Origin of the sequence: Anoxybacillus sp. ST4, assembly GCF_019448545.1 — a bacterium.
GTDB classification, from domain to species: Bacteria; Bacillota; Bacilli; order Bacillales; family Anoxybacillaceae; genus Anoxybacillus; species Anoxybacillus pushchinoensis.
The window spans coordinates 1-17,338 of sequence record NZ_JAHZOE010000006.1 but is presented as its reverse complement, the minus strand read 5'-3'; the positions used below and the strand labels follow the sequence as shown (position 1 = coordinate 17,338).

Genomic DNA, 17,338 nt, shown 5'->3' with positions numbered 1-17,338 from the left:
ACTTCGTTTCACTCCAACAACTATTTTTCACATTATATCACAAAAGAGCGGGCATGATCCCGCTCTTATTTTATAAATGGCCACCAGTTGGCCCGCCCAAACGTTTTCGCCATTATTGGAATAAATAACGGCAAAACGACAAGGGCGTATAAAAATAACCCTGTTAAAACAATCGTTGCAATTTGTAATAGCGACAAAACCCCGGACGGATACATCGCCGCAAACGTTCCTCCTAAAATGACAGCGGCAGAAATAATGACCGTTCCCATATGGCGCATCGCTTCAAGCATCGCTTCTTGCACCGTTTTGTCACGGTATTCGTTAAAGCGGTCCATTAAGAAAATGCTGTAGTCAATACCGAGCGCCATTAAAATGACGAATGCGAAAAACGGAACAGCCCAGTTTATCCCTTCGTATCCGAGCACATCGACAAACACAAGTTCAGTAAACGCCATCGATGTATAATATGTTAAAATTAGGGATAACATTAAATATACTGGCATAATAAACGAGCGAAGAAGAATGATTAAAATGACAGCAATGCCCGCAAGCATAAATACAGATGTTCGGGCATAATCAGCGGCAGAAATGTCGCGCAAATCGGAATAAATGCTCGTCACGCCACCAACGCCCACTTTCGCATGCTCAAGCTTCGTACCGTTCACCGCCCGAGCGATCGCTTCCTTCACTTGTGCGATTTTTTCCATCGTCGTCGTTTCATACGGATTGGATGAAAAAACAACATCAAACGTTATAACTTTTCCATCTTTCGACATATATTCTTCCTTCGCTTGGGCAAATTCCTTGCTCGTCAACAATTGTGGCGGCATATACCATCCCGCCATTTCTTCATCTGGTGCGTTCGCTAGTTCTGAAACGTACTGTTTCGCCGACTGTAATCCATTTTCTACTTGTTGTAAACCATCGACACTTTGGTTTAATCCCGAAATAAGTTGATCCATTTGGTTGTTCAGTTGCGAAAAGCCAGCTAATAGCTGCTGTTGACCTTCGTTCACCTTCGCTAATCCATTTGTCACTTCTGGCAATCGTTGCACGATTTGACCTTGACCATCCGCTGCTTGCTCTAATCCGTGACGAAGTTTTCCAAGTCCATCGATCAATTGATCCATTCCCGTAATAAGCGCCCGCTGTCCATTCGCTACTGTCGCAAACGATTCGTTTGCTTGCTGTAAGCCGCGTTGAATACGTTGCAGAGCGTCGTTCACTTGAACGAGCGCACTAGATAATGCGTTCATTTGTGTCCCCATTTGTTCAATCGCTTGCTTCACGCTCGCATATTCGGCATCTTCGCGCAAACCGGCATGACGGTCTTCCATGCGATTGAGCGACTGAGAAAGAAGCGGCAATTGTTTCGAAATCGCAGTAAGTCCTGCTTCCATTTGTTTATATTGTTCGCTCAACTGACGTAGCCCACCAGTTGCTTGTTCATATCCTCTTCGCAACTCGTTTGCCCCATCATGCACTTTTTTCATATTCGCTTGTATCGTCTGTAACCCTTTTTCAAGATCAGCAGCTCCGATCGCTCCGCTTCGCACCCCATCTTCGAGCTGCTTCAATGCTTGCTGCAAGTCGCCCACTCCTGTTTTTAGCTTCATCGTCCCGTTAACAAGTTCGCGAATACCTCCGGTCGCTTGCTCTAGCTTCGGAGCTGACTTCGCCATTTCGCCGCTCGCTTCACTTAAACCAGAACGAATTTGCCCGATGCCGTCCGCTCCTTTTCCAAGTCCATCTTTTAACTGTTCCGCTTGCTTTGTCACAAACAATTGATCAATTGGCTCTCCAAGCGGGCGAGTTACTGAACGAACAGCTTCCACACCATCAATATTTGCCACTTCGCGACTAATTTTTTCAATTAAGTAGTAATATTGTTCATCATCCATCGCTTCATCATTTTTCATGACGATTTTCGTCGGCATCGCTTCCCCTTCACTAAAGTGGGCTGAAATGATGTTAAATGCTTTAACAGACGCGTAACGATCCCCGATTTCCGCCATCGAATTAAAAGAAAGCTTGCCGTCATACGTCAATAAAATCGGCAATGTCATAACTGCCACGATCGCAAGCGCCCATAGTGGACGAGCGAAAGAAAAACGACCTGCGATATCCCATAATTTGCTCGGCTTATGTTCAAGCGCCCCTTTCATCGGCCAAAAAAGTTTTTCACCAAGTGTAGCCATAAAAAATGGTACAAGCGTAATAAGGGCAACAAGCAATACGACGACACCGACTGCTACAGCTGATGCGGACTGATACAGTTTAAATGTTGACAGCCCAATTGATGCAAAGCCGATCATGACCGCCAGTCCGCTGAAAATAACCGTCTTTCCAGCCGTCTTATACGTGGCGATAATCGCTTCTGTTCGGTCTTCTCGTTTCGCTAATTCTTCTTTAAAGCGGCTTAACAATAAAATACAATAATCCGTTCCAATCCCGAACAAAACGGCAACTAAAAATGTTTGCGTAAACGTAGAAAGCGGAAAGTCCACTCGATCGACAAGAAAAGCAACAACAGATTGCGATACGATATACGTCAATCCAACCGTCAGCAACGGCACAAACGGAGCAACGAGCGAACGAAATACAAGAAATAAAACAATTAAAATAAACACGACCGTAATGCCTTCTGTTTTTTTCAATCCTTCTTGTGAACTTTGTACGACATCTTCGTCAATCATCCAGTTGCTCGTATAATAGTGCGGCACTTGAATATGTTTGATTGCATCATAAAGCGCTTTGCTCATTTCTTTTGCTGTCCGCCCATTTCGTTCTAATTGGAGCGAGACAAGGACAGTCGTCCCGTCTTTTGCAACGAGCTTTTCTTTCAATTGATCATTATCGAACGGCGACACAACTTGCGTCACTCCGATCGCCTTTTTGTTCGCTTGCAGCTGTTCAATCGCTTTCTCGATTTCTTTCCAATCTTTTTCTTGTAATCTTTCTTTCCGATGGAAAACGAGGACAGCGCTCATTTCTTCTTCTTTCTTTTCTTGCTTTTGCACTTCTTTTAGCAGTTCGCTTGCGAGCGAAGATGAATAGCCGTCTGGAACCGTAATTTGCCCTTTTTCACGCACAAGTTGCCCCATATTCGGAGCGGTCATCGCAAGCACGACAGCTACTATCATCCAAGCGAGCAAAACGACCCATCTCCCACGAACGATCGCTTTCATTTGTTTTCCTCCATTTCTTGCAAAATAATTGCTAACTTTTCATACGTTTGAATAAACTGCTCAATTTCCTCATACGAAAGCTTCGTCATCATCGTCTGAACAAGTTCGTACACTTTTTGTTCTGTTTCAATAAGCCATATCTTTCCTTTTTCTGTCAGTGTAAGAGAAATGACGCGACGATCGTCTCCATCTTTTCCTCGTTCAATCATTCCTTTTTCAACGAGGCGATTCGTCATCGCAGTAATCGCGCTTTTATTCACCGCAAACACGTCCGCTAATTCCGTCGATGTACACATCCCTCGTTTATATATGTAGCGCAATACATAATATTGATCGTGCGTCACATCGTCTAATTCACATTTCATTAGTGCAGCCCCTCGCTTATTTACGAGAAACGAAACGGATAAATAACGCTCAATAAATTGTTGTATGCTTCCCTCCATCTTTTGATACCTCCTATTCAAGTTGTTCAATTGTTTAACTGTTTAATACTATAACTATTTAACGCAAAATGGTCAATGATGAAGTAACGTATGATATAATGTTGAAAAAAGCGAGGGAGATATGGTCAACTACCCACCACTTAAAGCCTAACGACTTTTGAAGTGGGGGCTTGTAAAAAGCCCTAGTTGACTACCCCAAGTCTTTCGAGGACTACGTTGGAAGGGTCATGACACCTACGAATGCTCCTCTAGTTCGTAGCCACTGTCGTTGATGGTTAAAAGTCCTGATGGGTAGGGACGGTGCTGTCAACATCACAAGCCCTTCCAACATGGGGGAAGAGGAAGAACACTCCGAGAAAGGAGGTACACGCCTTGTTCGTGTACGTGATCAATAAGCATGGCAATCCATTGATGCCGTGCTCACCAAGAAAAGCAAGGATATTGTTAAAAAACAAAAAAGCAAAAGTAGTAAAAAGAACACCGTTCACGATTCAACTACTATACGGTAGTAGCGGATACAAGCAACCGATTTCTCTAGGTGTAGACACAGGAACAAAACATGTTGGGCTATCCGCTACCACAAAAAATCAGGTGCTTTTAGAAGCAGAAGTACAATTGCGTACGGATATTCAAGAATTGTTAGCAACGAGGAGGCAATTTCGCAGAAGTCGGAGAAATCGAAACACAAGATATCGAAAAGCCCGATTTTTGAATCGTAAGAAGCCAAACGGCTGGTTAGCCCCTTCGACTCAGCATAAAGTGGATAGTCATATCAAATTAGTAAAATGGGTACATTCGCTGCTTCCGATTACCCATATCACCGTTGAAGTGGCACAATTTGATACTCAAAAGATAAAGAATCCTGATATTCAAGGTGCAGCATATCAACAAGGAGAGCAATTGGGCTTTTGGAACGTAAGGGAGTATGTATTGTATCGAGACGGTCATACATGCCAATGGTGCAAAGGAAAATCAAAAGACCCTGTACTGAATGTCCATCATATTGAAAGCAGAAAGACGGGTGGCGATTCCCCGAGTAATCTCATGACACTGTGCAAAACTTGCCACGATATGATTCATCGAGAGGGATTAGAACACGAAATACAGCGGAGATTCTCTTCGTTGAAAGACGCTTCCCACATGACAGTGATGCGTTGGTTTATCTGGAATGGACTAAAGAAAGTGTATCCGCATGCAAATATCACATATGGGTATATCACCAAGTGTATTCGCATTGCTAATGGACTGCCTAAATCTCATATGGTGGATGCTCGTTGTATTAGTGGAAATCCACTAGCTAAGCCAAGTGGCACGGTTTATCTTCTAAAATTCGTTCGCAAAAACAACCGTCAATTGCATAAGGCAACCATCTTGAAAGGTGGAAAACGAAAATCAAACAAATCTCCACGATTTGTTAAAGGGTTTCAACTGTTTGACAAGGTGGTGTACGAAGGGAAAGAATGTTTCATATTTGGCAGAAGAAGCAGCGGTTATTTTGACCTTCGGCTGTTAGATGGCACAAAAGTGCATGCTTCAGCAAGCTGGAAAAAGCTAAAAAGAGTTGAGTATGCTAGTACATTACTAATTGAAAGGAGGAAGGGCGATTCCTTCCCGACTTTCGCTCTCGCTTAGAAGTCGGGGTCTCCTCGCCTAAAACTAATGAATCCAGAACCATCCAAACTATATACGTATGCCGACTATATTCAATGGGAAGGGCAGTGGGAGCTTATTAACGGGAAAGCTTACAACATGAGTCCTTCTCCAACATGGGATCACCAATTTACCGTCATGGAACTATCGTTTGCGTTTCGTTCGTACTTCCAAAATAAAGATTGCTACGTTGCCATTGCTCCGTTTGATGTTCGTCTCTCTGACAGCGATGACTACATGCATGCAAAACATGTCGTACAACCAGATATTTCTGTTATTTGCAACAAAAACAGCTTAACAACAAACGGTTGTTTAGGCGCACCAACACTCATTGTCGAAGTTCTTTCTCCATCTACAGCTTTAAAAGACCGAAATGAAAAATTTAAGCTATACGAGCAGTTTAACGTGCAAGAATATTGGATTGTTGATCCCGTGTATAAAACGGTTGAAGTATTTGGATTGGAAGATGGTTTTTTTAAAAAAAGAGAGGCGTTTGGAGAAAACGACACAATTACGTCCTTTATATTTACAAACTTTTCTCTCGAGGCGAAGCGATTATTTTTTCAATGAAAACGAAAAAGGTCGCCAATAACTCTATGCAATGGGCTAACTGGGCGACCTCTTTCTCGTTTTACGTTCGTTTAAGCGATTATATCGTGCTTTTTATAAAATTTATTCTCTTTTCGTGTTGGCGTAGTCGTAAAAAATGTTTTGTCGGTAAAACTTTCTTTAAAAAACTAGGCGCCCACCAGTTCGCTTTTTTTGGAAAGTGTTTTTTTATGCTTGAAGAAGGCTACATAAATTAATCGCCAAACTGTACATTTTTAGTTTGCCATAAACACATACAGGAACATTCGCGTTTTTTTACCCTCTATTTTCCCTATGCGTACCTATCTAAAAATCTCAAGGACAACTTGTTGTAAAGCGCCTATTTTTATTTAGCGAAGACTGTTCAAATTTGCTCACTGGTTACACCACTCTGAATTTTGTTTAACAAAATCTTTAATCAAATTTATTCTTTCGTGTAATTCTTTTTCAGTATTGGCTGTAAGTATAACCTCAATATGTCTATCACCAACATGGTTTGGGTAATAGGTAGAGCTTTCTTTACAATAGTTTCTTTGATATGCAATAAATTCATAAGGAATCTCATCACAATTCTTTATCAATTTTCCATTCTTTTTAGGGATAATATATCCAGCGATATACTTATCTGTAATAATCTTTTTAGAAATCTTCGGTTTATAGTCTTGTATGACTTGTACTCTTAAATGCTCCGCGAGAATATCTACTCCTTGCGACATTTTAATTAATCTAGGAACAAGCGCCCCAGCAGGTCTACAGGCAATCTCACAAAAGTAAATTTGCCCTTCTTTCATAAAGACCTCTAAATGAAATACGAACGATGAGTGAGGTGATAATATGTTTAAAATGTTTTCAGTGTATTCTTTTAGTTTCATACTTAGTTTACTGTTCTCTGAAATGACCATATCCCCTACTCCATCTTCAAAAGCAGTTCTGATGGAATTAATATATTGAAATGCAGAAAAACAGTGTATTTCACCTTTATTAAAAGCACCGTTTGTATGATAAACTGGTGCTTCAATAAACTCTTCAGCAAGATAGTTAGTTGGCGAATTGTTTCTCAGCCAGTTTTCTAATTCTTTCGAGTTATTTATTTGTTTTGTACCAGCACCAATCATTCCACTCCTCGGTTTCAAAAAAATCGGATAACCATGATCTTTCACAAAATCTAATAAATCAAATGTATTTTCAATCGGTCTAAAGTTAGGACATTTAATACCACTTGCTGAAACCTTTTTTTTCATAAAATACTTATCTCTATATAATAAAGATGTTTCATAATCTAATCCTTCTATTCCTAACCTTTCCCTTATGATTGCAGCTCTTAAAATATCTGTTTCCTCAAAGCAAATCAGTTTTGTGAAATTAAGTTTTTCATTTAACTCATGAATCTTCATTTCTACAGAATAATCATTGGAATATTGATCAGAAACTATTATGTAATCAAAGTTCTTCTGATGATTTTCAAAGACATTTTTATTAGTCACTATAACCATTTGATCTCGTATTTCTTTTCTCACTTCTGAAAAATCTAATCTTCTATCTGAAAATCTCGTCATAATTAAAACTGCCAATTATTCCACCCCTTATAACTCTTTAAACAAATCATGTTAATTATTATCCTTCTTCATTTTTGAAACATCTGTTAATGGGGACTTAATAAACTTCAAACCGACAAATGCACATACTATGATTAAAGATATATTAAACAAAAGAACATTTACGACCGAAAAGATGGGAACAGCAAAAGACGATAGAGATACAGCCAAAATTGACACGACATGATTAGCGGTATTTTTTAATCCTGTTAATCTGCCGATATTTTGCTTTGTGCAATGTTCCATAAAAACAGAGTTAGAAGTAACCATTAAAACTTGTACAAAAATTCCTATAAAAATGTTAGAGATCAACATGAGTAATGCACTTTGAAAGATTAAAAATATTGCCTCAAAAAAGAATAGCAACAGAGTATATACAAATATTAATCTATTCCCCTTTATTCTTACTGGTTCCGAAAAGAAATTATAAAATAAAGCACCCAACAAGTTTCCTATTCCTTGACACGCTATTGCCATAGAATAAAAATTAGCACCTGCATTTAAATAATCTTTTACAAAAATATAAATCAACGAAGAAAACACGGTGCCTACAGCAATAAATATTACTTGATAAAACAAAATTCCTAAAATGAATTTGTTATTTATCATACTACTGATTGACTCATTAAAATCCTTTAATATAGAATTTTTCTTCTTCACCTCGACCTCCATGTTTAATTTCCTAAACACAAATACAATGGAGATAAAAATGATAGAACCAATAATTAATAAACCATTTATTCCTGAAAATGTATAAACTGCAGCACCAACAGTAGGCCCTAATATCATAGATAGGGAAAAAATTGAACCACTCATTGCATTTGCTTGCGCAAGGTCTCTTCCACGATCGAATAGCGCTCTTTTAACGGCATTCCTAGCTATACCATTTGTTCGACTAATAAATATAAAAATAAAAGATAATGCTAGTATTATTGAGAGAGTAGGCACTATATTCATTAAAAAATAGGTCAACAATATAACAATGGCTAGAAGAATGTTCGTAACAATTAATAGATTTTTTGTACTCGTTCGATCAACCAAAAGACCACCTATGATACCTGAAAGAATAATTACGATGGATTCAACGATAGATGCCAATCCCACTAATCTTGAATTATTTGTAAAATCATATATAAAAACAGGTAAAATTACAATAAAAGCTCTTTCGTAAAATGAAGTGAAAATTGTAGTAACCCAAATTTTCGCAAAGTCAGGGTATTTTCTTAATAAATGAAATTGCTCATTCATAAATATGTTCCTTTACTTTATAAGTTTCTTTAAAATATTGTTCTAATTCACTTATTTTCCCCCAAAGATTTTTCTTATTTTCTCCAGAAATAATGACAAAAGCCGCACAATCCGAACTGTAATTTATGGAATCAACTACCTTCCCTTTCCGAACGCGAGGTTGATACTCTACCACCCACTCAAACGGCAGGGAATCTGGAAATTCAACAACTTCTCCTCTTTTTTTCGGCAGCATAAAAACAGCATGTAGGTTTTTAGGGGTTTTTGGGAACTGGAAGTTCTCTAGATTGATCATGCCTGCCGCATATTTTACAACAATCTCCTCCATCGAGATCGAATACGACTGCCGGACTAACTCACTAATCCTAGCCCCTCCACATCTACTGTGTAACTCACATAACAAAAATTGGTTTGAAGTTGTATGGAATATTTCAGTATGAAATGCGTAACATCCATGAGACAAAAAGTTTTCATAATAAGGTAATAACGTACGATGAAACTCCATAGCTTCAGAATAAATAAGTTCGTCTGGTGATACTGTTTCCACAATAGTAGTTGTAAATTCTCCATTCGAATCAATAGTCGGTTGATTATAACGATGTAAACAAGAAAAAATTACTTTGCCGTTAAGAATCAACCCATCAACAGAATACATATTTTTAATGTCGATATATTCTTCGATTAGCTTTTCTTCTTGCCCACTTATCTTTTTTACAATTTCCTCTCCATATTCCACCCTAATGTTCATGGAACCAGTCCCGTCCACATCCTTTAACACATACTTTTTATCGAAATGAATAAATTGTAAATCAAGTGGGTGATTAGAACTTAAATATGTAAATTTAGGTATTTTAATTCCTGATTTTAAGGCATAAAGTTTCATAAAATACTTGTTTCGAAAGATGATAGTTTCACTATATTTTTGTCCTTGTATCCCAAAAAATTCTCTAAATAAACTAGCACGTTCCAAGTCAAGTTCATCAAGCGCTATCAAAGCGCTAATTTTGGATTTGTTATTAATGTCCTGAAGTATGTTAAGTACTGATTGATCATCAAAGTAATTATCCACTACATGTAAATTTTTATAACCTAAAGATTCAAATTCCTTTTTTCTTTTCAATGGCATAATATATTCCACTTCTTCTTTAGCTCCCTCTAGCCAATCCCGAAAATTAACGATTTTGCTTGGCATTTGATTTAACACAACTATCGACACGATTGAACCTCCTTTAGCTATTTTTCGTACAGTTTTTATTAAAATTCTTAAAACGTATATATCCCTTCAAGTTATATTGAAAATCTGCTCTGGCTAAACCAAGATGAAGGTGTAAAATCCCTTGTTCTATCAAATGGATAAGGTAAAAATCTATTCGAATATTCTATTTCATTTGGATTTCCTTCAAAGTTCATACCGCTTTGCTTAACAATACGTTTTAATACTTCCTCATGTATACCATATGTGTCTTTTAACATTTCAACACCATTTCTATCCACGTAACTTAAATGTTGAATTTTTTTAGCAGCCAACTCGATTCCTTTTTGTTGCGTTGTTTTCCACTGTGTATACTCACACGTAATGATTCTTTTAACTTCTTCAGAATGAACAATATCTATGTTCGTTCCTATTTTAATTAAACAATCTATCCCAAATTGCAGGAGATTATCTATCTCTGAGTTAACATCAAAATCATGCGTATAACAAAAAGCAAAAAATTCCCTAAGTATTTTTCTTGTAAAATAACCTCCCCTTTTTGATTCTGGTAAAACGCCGTTCAACAATAAAAACAATGATGTTCGTAGCAATGAGGATAGTCTACATGACTCAATGTATGGGATTGACTTCTCAGAAAAAAATTTCACTAAGCTACTATATAATTCGGTGTCATAGACATGATCTTGTTGATTCATAATAAAGTGCAACCTTTCTAAGAAGATAGCACAATCTAATCTACAACAATCCTGCTCCTGATCAATCAACACAAAATTGCATATCGGGACTAATCCATTTCGATATTCATAGAGGACTTTTAAGTAAAATGCGCTTTGTGTAATATCCGGTAAATGACACCTTAATTGCTCTGACTTACAGTCAATAATATTGTAAAAATCATTTTGTCTTAAGGCTTTCTTTACTTCTGAATTAGTCGATTCAACTTGCCAATAAATGTTGTTTTTTTCTAGTGAAAGAAATGTTTTGTTCAGCTCATCAAAAAGGCTTACATAATCACTTATTTTTCTATGTTTATAGGAAAAAATACTGAGCAATTCTTGGAAGTTTGAAACTATAGGGTTGTATTTTAATTTGTATGATTCCAATGATCTGACACACGGCTGAATGATAAACTCTATATCATGCTCATCTGACGAAAGAAACTTTTCATACACTACTAGAATCGGAGAAAAAATAAAAAACGGCTTTTGAGTTGCACTCCGCAAAACGGGAACTGAAGGTATTTGCTTTAAATGTTCATTTTTCAATGTATTAATGATATTGTTTTTTAATGATATGTAATCCATTCCCGACACCCCCTTATCAAAAAACGGCGTTGTCACACTTTAAGTTTTTGTTGGTTTTACGGCATATTAGAGATATAAGCAATTACAAAAACCAAGCGTTAATTCATATGAATAATTCAGTCTATTGTAAATAAATATTTACAAATAGGGAATATTCGACAATTTCAATGAAATTCCTTCCTAAAAAATAAAAAGACTTGTCGAAGAATGTGACAAGTCTTTTGTACCACTTACTATCCGCTAGAATGATTAGCATTGCAATAAAACTCTATACTTGTTGAAATCGTATATGTTGCACCATTATAGGAATATTTTCCCGACACAGTAATGACATATGTGCGCCCACTGTCAATTAATTCCACACTATATCCTGTCTGTGTCCACGTCCCACTGCCAGATACTTTTGAGGAAATCGATTTAACTCCCGAAAACAGTTGTCTTTTATGAACATCGCTATACTGAGTTTCAAAAGTTCCTGTCACATACAAAGTTTGAACGGTTTGTCCAACTTGGATCGTGGTTGTTTTCGTCTTTGATGCAATCGATTGAGGAGTAACCGCCCCCGATTCTTTTATCCCCTTTTGATTCGAAGTTGCCAATGAATCTTTTCCTATGCCAAATAAAATTCCTCCAACAAGCATTACCGCTACTGCTATGCTTACAAATTGACGAATCATTTTAAAAATTCCTCCTTTCGTTTTGATAATTTGATTATACTTCACTTTTTTCCATTATTCACCGCCAACTTGATGTCGAACCCCGCCATTCTTTGACGGTGCGCCCGCCAATTTTGGCGGACTAGACAAAAAAACGCCCCCACCGATCCGACAAGGACATAAAAACCCCCATCCAATGCTCATGCATCAGATGGGGGCTTCGTTTTACCCGCGCAATGTGGCGCCGAATTGTTGTTCGACCGCTTTGATGACTTGTTCGTGAACGTTTGTTACTTTTTCGTCCGTTAATGTCCGCGATGGGTCGTAGTAACGAAGCGCGAAGGCGATCGATTTTTTGCCTTCCGGGAGGCGGTCGCCTTTGTAGACGTCGAAAATCGATACATCCTTCAACAGTTCACCGCCTGCCTCGATAATCGCTTTTTGCAACTCACCCGCAACAATATGCTCATCGACGACGAGCGCAATATCGCGCGTAATGGATGGGAAGCGCGGAATCGCTGTATAGCGAATGTCATCTACTTCCGCCTTCAGCAATGCTTCAATGTCTAGTTCAAACACATACGTTTCTTTTAAATCAAATTGTTTTTGCACGTTCGGATGAAGCTGACCGATAAAGCCGATTGTTTTGCCGTCTAGCAACATATCTGCTGTGCGCCCTGGATGAAGATGCTCGCGCTTCGCCTGCTTATATTCGATACGGTTCTCTAATCCTAGCAAGGCAAATAAACCATCTAAAATGCCTTTTGCAACGTAGAAGTCAACCGCTTTTTTCTCTCCTTGCCATAAATGCGCATGCCATACTCCTGTCAAGACGCCGGCTAACCGCTCTTTTTCGTTTGGCAACTCGTGTTCATTTGTTGCTAAATATACCGAGCCGATTTCGTATAGCGCTACGTTTTCGACTTGGCGGGCACGGTTGTAGCTTGCCGCTTCTAGCAAGTGCGGCACTAAACTTTGCCGTAAGACGCTTCGTTCTTCGCTCATTGGAAGAGCAAGACGAATCGGTTCCGCCGTTTCAAACGCAAACATCGTTGCTTTTGCTTCGTTTGTGAGCGAGTACGTAATCGCTTGGAATAAGCCCGCATCTTCTAAATAACGGCGTACTTTGCGGCGCTTTGCCTGATATGGTGTGAGCTTGCCCGGGTTTGCTTCACCGATCGGAAGAGTTGCTGGCAAGTTGTCATATCCATATAGACGCGCCACTTCTTCAATGATGTCTTCTTCAATCGCAATATCGCGACGGCGCGATGGAACAGTAATCGTAAACGTACCGTCATGTTCTGTAAACGCGAATTGCAAGTTTGTTAAAATATTCGCAACTTCCTCTTTCGTAATGGCTGTGCCAAGCACGTTATTAATACGGTCTAATGTAATCGTGACAACAACATCTTTTCGTTGCAGTGTGTTCACTTCCACAACGCCGCCAACGACTTCGCCGCCAGCATATTCCGCCATCAATGCAGCCGCGCGGTCAAGCGCTTCTTTCGTGCGCGCTGGGTCGATGCCTTTTTCAAACCGTGTGCTCGACTCGCTGCGCAATCCGTGATCTTTGACCGCTTGGCGAACAACCGAACTTGCGAAATACGCGGACTCAATAAACACGGTCGTTGTGTCATTTTTTACTTCCGAGTTCGCACCGCCCATCACACCAGCTAAAGCGACAGGCTCTTTTCCGTTCGTAATGACGAGATGGTTTTCTGTGAGCGTGCGCTCTACATCATCAAGCGTCACGATCGTTTCACCGTTTTTCGCACGACGAACGACAATTTCTTTCGAACCGAGGCGATCATAGTCAAACGCATGAAGCGGTTGACCGTATTCAAGCAAAATGTAGTTCGTAATATCAACAACGTTATTGTGTGGACGAATGCCAGCTGCCATTAAACGCGCTTGCATCCAAAGCGGCGATGGACCGATTTTGACATGTTTCACGATGCGCCCTGCATACAACGGGTTATCTTCTTGTGCATCGACCCGTACAGAAATGTAGTCATGAACGTTTTCGTCGTTTTCTTGCAACTCAATGGCCGGCAGTTTGACGCTGCGCCCTAAAATCGCTGCCACTTCATAAGCGACGCCGATCATACTTAAACAATCAGCACGGTTTGGCGTTAAACTGAGCTCTAATACTTCATCGTCTAAATATAGCCAATGAAGCGCATCTTCACCAACTGGTGCATCGTTTGGGAAAACGAAAATACCATCGGCATATTCTTTCGGAACGATTTTCGACTCGACGCCAAGTTCTTGCAGTGAACAAATCATACCGTTTGATTCTTCACCGCGCAGTTTCGCCCGTTTAATTTTAAAGTTGCCAGGCAATACCGCACCCACTTTAGCAACAGCGACTTTTTGTCCTTTTGCCACGTTCGGCGCCCCGCAAATGATTTGCACCGGATTCTCTTCGCCAATATCTACTAAACATTTGCTTAATTTATCAGCGTTCGGATGTTGTTCGCGCTCGAGCACATGCCCGATGACGACACCTTGTATTCCTTTATTGCGCACCTCGACGCTTTCCACTTCAATGCCTGCTTTTGTGATGCGATCTGCTAGTTGGTTTGCTGTAATTCCTGTTAAATCGACATATTGTTGTAACCATCGATATGAAACGAACATCGCCAACCCCTCCTTTTACACCCGACGAAATTGTTGTAAAAATCGAATATCGTTTTGATAAAAATGACGAATATCATCAATGCCGTATTTTAACATCGCAATGCGCTCTGGACCCATACCGAACGCAAAGCCTGTATATTTTTTCGAATCGAATCCTGCCATCTCCAGCACGTTCGGATGAACCATTCCTGCCCCTAAAATTTCAATCCAGCCTGTTCCTTTGCATACGCTGCATCCGTGTCCACCGCAATTGGCACATGATACGTCCACTTCAACAGACGGCTCTGTAAATGGGAAAAAACTTGGACGGAAGCGAATGTCGCGGTCTTCTCCAAACATTTTGCGCGCAAATTCGCGCAACGTTCCTTTTAAGTCGCTCATGCGAATGTTTTCGTCCACAACAAGCCCTTCAATTTGTGTAAATTGATGGGAATGCGTCGCATCGTCGTTATCGCGGCGATATACTTTTCCAGGGCAAATGATCTTCACTGGACCGCGTCCTTTATGTTTTTCCATTGTGCGCGCTTGCACCGGAGACGTATGTGTACGCAATAAAATTTCCTCTGTAATATAAAATGAATCTTGCATATCGCGCGCTGGATGACCTTTTGGCAAATTGAGCGCTTCAAAGTTGTAATAGTCTTTTTCGACTTCCGGTCCTTCAGCAATCGTATAGCCCATACCGATAAATAAATCTTCAATTTCTTCAATGACGCGCGTTAACGGATGGTGATTGCCACGTTTCACCGGACGCCCAGGAAGCGTCACATCGATCGCTTCAGACGCTAGTTTTTTCTCGACTTCTGCTTGTTCAAGCGTTGCTTGCTTTGCTTCAAGCGCTGTTTGAATCACTTCACGCACTTCGTTCACAAGCGCCCCCATAACTGGACGCTCTTCAGGCGACAGCGCCCCCATGCCGCGCAGCACTTCTGTAATTGGGCCTTTTTTGCCGAGATATGCGACGCGCACGTCATTGAGCGCTTTTAAATCGTTTGCCTGTTCAATTTTTTCAAGTGCTTCTTGTTGAAGCTGTTGTAACCGCTCCTTCATAAAAACCCTCCTCTGATCGATATAATAAAAAAACTCGCCCCTAATATAAGGGACGAGTGCACTCGCGGTACCACCCTTGTTAGCTATGCGATCAACATAGCTCACTTCATTGTGATAACGGTCTACACCGGAACGCCTTTACATTTTGCACGCGCAAAATGGTCCAAGCGCCAACTCCCGAGGTGAATTCACTTGCTTGAGCCATAAAAACGCTCGCAGTCTATGGCGTTTTCTCCCTGAATGGCGATCGGCAAGCTACTCTTCTCGATCATCGTTTTTTATATGATGAAATTCTTCATTTATTATAAGCAAATGTGCCATCAGGTGCAAGGCAATCATGTAAGCATACGTTTATTTTTTCTGTAAATGATACAGTAAAATGCCTGTCGCAATGGCGACGTTTAATGATTCCGCTTTCCCGTAAATCGGCACGTATAAGTTCGTTGTCGTCTGTTTTAGCCATTGCTCATTCACTCCGCTTCCTTCATTCCCGACGATTAATGCAAACGATGACGAAGGAGCGACAGAACGATAGTCTACCCCGTTTTGCAGCGATGTGCCATAAATCGGAATATGTTCACTTTGAAAGCGAGCGATCCATTCCCCGATGTCTCCTTTTATAACAGGAAAATGAAATAACGAACCTTGCGTGGCGCGAATGACTTTTGCGTTGTATACATCTGCACTTCCTTCGCCAACAACAACAACGTCTATTCCTGCGGCATCTGCGGTGCGAATGATCGTCCCGACATTCCCCGGATCTTGTACCGCATCAATGAACAACGCCGTTTGCACATCATCGACGTTCCAATGCAATTGTTTGCATACCGCTGCGATGCCTTGCGGTGTTTCTGTGTCGCTAATTGCTTTCATCACGTCATTTGTCACGATCGTCGTCCGTACATGCGCAACGTTCCAGCTTGCGGGAATAATCGCATGCTCCGCAACAATCAGTTCTTCGATATGAACGCCACTTTTGATTGCCTCTTCGACTAAATGAAATCCTTCAATGAGAAACAATCCCGTTTTGTCGCGTCCTTTTTTCGTTAAAAGCTTTTTCCATTGTTTCACCCGCTCGTTTTTCGGCGATTCAATTCGTTTCACTCGTTTTTCCCCCAATGTTTCGCAATAAATTCATCGCGACCTGAGGCGGCGCGGTCTTCTTTATAATGTTTCGGATTTTTTTTATGGTAATTTTGATGATAGTCTTCTGCTGGATAAAACGTTGTTGCAGGTAAAATTTTGGTCACAATCGGTTTTGGAAAACGTCCACTTTCTTCTAATTGTTTTTTTGATTGTTCAGCTAATGCTTTTTGCCGTTCATTATGATAAAAAATTGCTGTTCGATATTGTGGACCACGGTCATGAAATTGACCTCCATCGTCAGTCGGGTCAATTTGACACCAATACAACTCTAACAATTTTTCGTACGGAAACACATGCGGATCGAACGTAATTTGCACCGCTTCGTAATGCCCTGTCGTTCCCGTTTTCACTTGTTCATACGTCGGATGCTCGACATGGCCGCCTGTGTATCCAGAAACGATGCCATAAATGCCGTCAAGTTCTTCAAATGGAGTAACCATGCACCAAAAACATCCGCCAGCAAATGTTGCTTTTTCCATGTTTCTCTCTCCTCCCTCTAAAAATGTTGATATATCAAGGTTTCTTGGCATCTTAGGGGTGCCAAAAAAATATTTTTCGACAAAACTCATCACATACTTTTTCATTTTTGTTTATATCTAACAACCCATAGGTACGCT

At 40.1% G+C, this 17,338-nt stretch carries 13 protein-coding genes and 1 other annotated feature; of the genes, 2 read left to right on the top strand and 11 right to left on the bottom strand.

Annotated features, from left to right (window positions below):
* Nucleotides 1-65 precede the first annotated feature (65 nt).
* Together K1I44_RS06190 and K1I44_RS06185 are read right to left on the bottom strand one after the other, a co-directional pair.
* Nucleotides 66-3,188, bottom strand: a complete 3,123-nt coding sequence (locus K1I44_RS06190; protein ID WP_219985632.1) for an efflux RND transporter permease subunit — start codon at nucleotides 3,186-3,188, stop codon at nucleotides 66-68.
* Nucleotides 3,185-3,631, bottom strand: a complete 447-nt coding sequence (locus tag K1I44_RS06185; protein WP_219985631.1) for a MarR family winged helix-turn-helix transcriptional regulator — start codon at nucleotides 3,629-3,631, stop codon at nucleotides 3,185-3,187. The genes K1I44_RS06190 and K1I44_RS06185 overlap by 4 nt, the downstream gene beginning before the upstream one ends.
* A gap of 378 nt (nucleotides 3,632-4,009) precedes the next feature.
* Here K1I44_RS06185 and iscB point away from each other — a divergent pair, with 378 nt between their 5' ends.
* Complete coding sequence (iscB, locus tag K1I44_RS06180) at nucleotides 4,010-5,263, top strand: RNA-guided endonuclease IscB (RefSeq protein ID WP_370627966.1); 1,254 nt, start codon at nucleotides 4,010-4,012, stop codon at nucleotides 5,261-5,263.
* Between the two features lie 27 nt (nucleotides 5,264-5,290).
* A complete protein-coding gene (locus tag K1I44_RS06175) occupies nucleotides 5,291-5,851 on the top strand; it encodes a Uma2 family endonuclease (RefSeq protein ID WP_219985629.1) in 561 nt (186 codons plus the stop codon).
* Nucleotides 5,852-6,243: 392 nt separating this feature from the next.
* On the opposite strand, the gene K1I44_RS06170 is transcribed toward K1I44_RS06175, so the two are convergent.
* The 9 genes from K1I44_RS06170 to msrA all read right to left on the bottom strand — a co-directional run bounded on the left by K1I44_RS06170 (nucleotide 6,244) and on the right by msrA (nucleotide 17,200).
* Complete coding sequence (locus K1I44_RS06170) at nucleotides 6,244-7,440, bottom strand: ATP-grasp domain-containing protein (protein WP_219985628.1); 1,197 nt, start codon at nucleotides 7,438-7,440, stop codon at nucleotides 6,244-6,246.
* 36 nt (nucleotides 7,441-7,476) lie between these two features.
* Complete coding sequence (locus K1I44_RS06165; RefSeq protein WP_219985627.1) at nucleotides 7,477-8,712, bottom strand: MFS transporter; 1,236 nt, start codon at nucleotides 8,710-8,712, stop codon at nucleotides 7,477-7,479.
* Nucleotides 8,705-9,928: an ATP-grasp domain-containing protein gene (locus K1I44_RS06160; RefSeq protein ID WP_219985626.1), complete on the bottom strand. Its 1,224-nt coding sequence runs from the start codon at nucleotides 9,926-9,928 to the stop codon at nucleotides 8,705-8,707. The genes K1I44_RS06165 and K1I44_RS06160 overlap by 8 nt, the downstream gene beginning before the upstream one ends.
* Nucleotides 9,929-9,999: 71 nt before the next feature.
* Entirely contained in the window at nucleotides 10,000-11,229 is a 1,230-nt protein-coding gene (locus K1I44_RS06155; protein WP_219985625.1) for an alanine--tRNA ligase-related protein, read from the bottom strand.
* A gap of 233 nt (nucleotides 11,230-11,462) precedes the next feature.
* Entirely contained in the window at nucleotides 11,463-11,906 is a 444-nt protein-coding gene (locus K1I44_RS06150; RefSeq protein WP_255573251.1) for a hypothetical protein, read from the bottom strand.
* A 204-nt stretch (nucleotides 11,907-12,110) separates the two neighbouring features.
* Nucleotides 12,111-14,525 (bottom strand): phenylalanine--tRNA ligase subunit beta, encoded by a 2,415-nt coding sequence (pheT, locus tag K1I44_RS06145; RefSeq protein ID WP_219985623.1) that lies wholly within the window; start codon nucleotides 14,523-14,525, stop codon nucleotides 12,111-12,113.
* 15 nt (nucleotides 14,526-14,540) lie between these two features.
* Complete coding sequence (pheS, locus tag K1I44_RS06140; RefSeq protein ID WP_219985622.1) at nucleotides 14,541-15,575, bottom strand: phenylalanine--tRNA ligase subunit alpha; 1,035 nt, start codon at nucleotides 15,573-15,575, stop codon at nucleotides 14,541-14,543.
* A 45-nt stretch (nucleotides 15,576-15,620) separates the two neighbouring features.
* Nucleotides 15,621-15,856, bottom strand: a binding site (T-box leader).
* Nucleotides 15,857-15,926: 70 nt separating this feature from the next.
* Nucleotides 15,927-16,679, bottom strand: a complete 753-nt coding sequence (locus tag K1I44_RS06135; protein ID WP_219985621.1) for a TrmH family RNA methyltransferase — start codon at nucleotides 16,677-16,679, stop codon at nucleotides 15,927-15,929.
* Entirely contained in the window at nucleotides 16,676-17,200 is a 525-nt protein-coding gene (gene msrA / locus K1I44_RS06130; protein ID WP_219985620.1) for a peptide-methionine (S)-S-oxide reductase MsrA, read from the bottom strand. Before msrA ends, K1I44_RS06135 begins: the two co-directional genes overlap by 4 nt.
* Nucleotides 17,201-17,338: the final 138 nt, after the last annotated feature.

What these genes read in the sequence shown, in the direction of transcription:
- K1I44_RS06190 (WP_219985632.1), bottom strand. Translation starts at nt 3,188, where the DNA reads ATGAAAGCGATCGTTCGTGGGAGATGGGTCGTTTTGCTCGCTTGGATG.
- K1I44_RS06185 (WP_219985631.1), bottom strand. Translation starts at nt 3,631, where the DNA reads ATGGAGGGAAGCATACAACAATTTATTGAGCGTTATTTATCCGTTTCG.
- K1I44_RS06175 (WP_219985629.1), top strand. Translation starts at nt 5,291, where the DNA reads ATGAATCCAGAACCATCCAAACTATATACGTATGCCGACTATATTCAA.
- K1I44_RS06165 (WP_219985627.1), bottom strand. Translation starts at nt 8,712, where the DNA reads ATGAATGAGCAATTTCATTTATTAAGAAAATACCCTGACTTTGCGAAA.
- K1I44_RS06155 (WP_219985625.1), bottom strand. Translation starts at nt 11,229, where the DNA reads ATGGATTACATATCATTAAAAAACAATATCATTAATACATTGAAAAAT.
- K1I44_RS06150 (WP_255573251.1), bottom strand. Translation starts at nt 11,906, where the DNA reads ATGATTCGTCAATTTGTAAGCATAGCAGTAGCGGTAATGCTTGTTGGA.
- pheT (WP_219985623.1), bottom strand. Translation starts at nt 14,525, where the DNA reads ATGTTCGTTTCATATCGATGGTTACAACAATATGTCGATTTAACAGGA.
- pheS (WP_219985622.1), bottom strand. Translation starts at nt 15,575, where the DNA reads ATGAAGGAGCGGTTACAACAGCTTCAACAAGAAGCACTTGAAAAAATT.
- msrA (WP_219985620.1), bottom strand. Translation starts at nt 17,200, where the DNA reads ATGGAAAAAGCAACATTTGCTGGCGGATGTTTTTGGTGCATGGTTACT.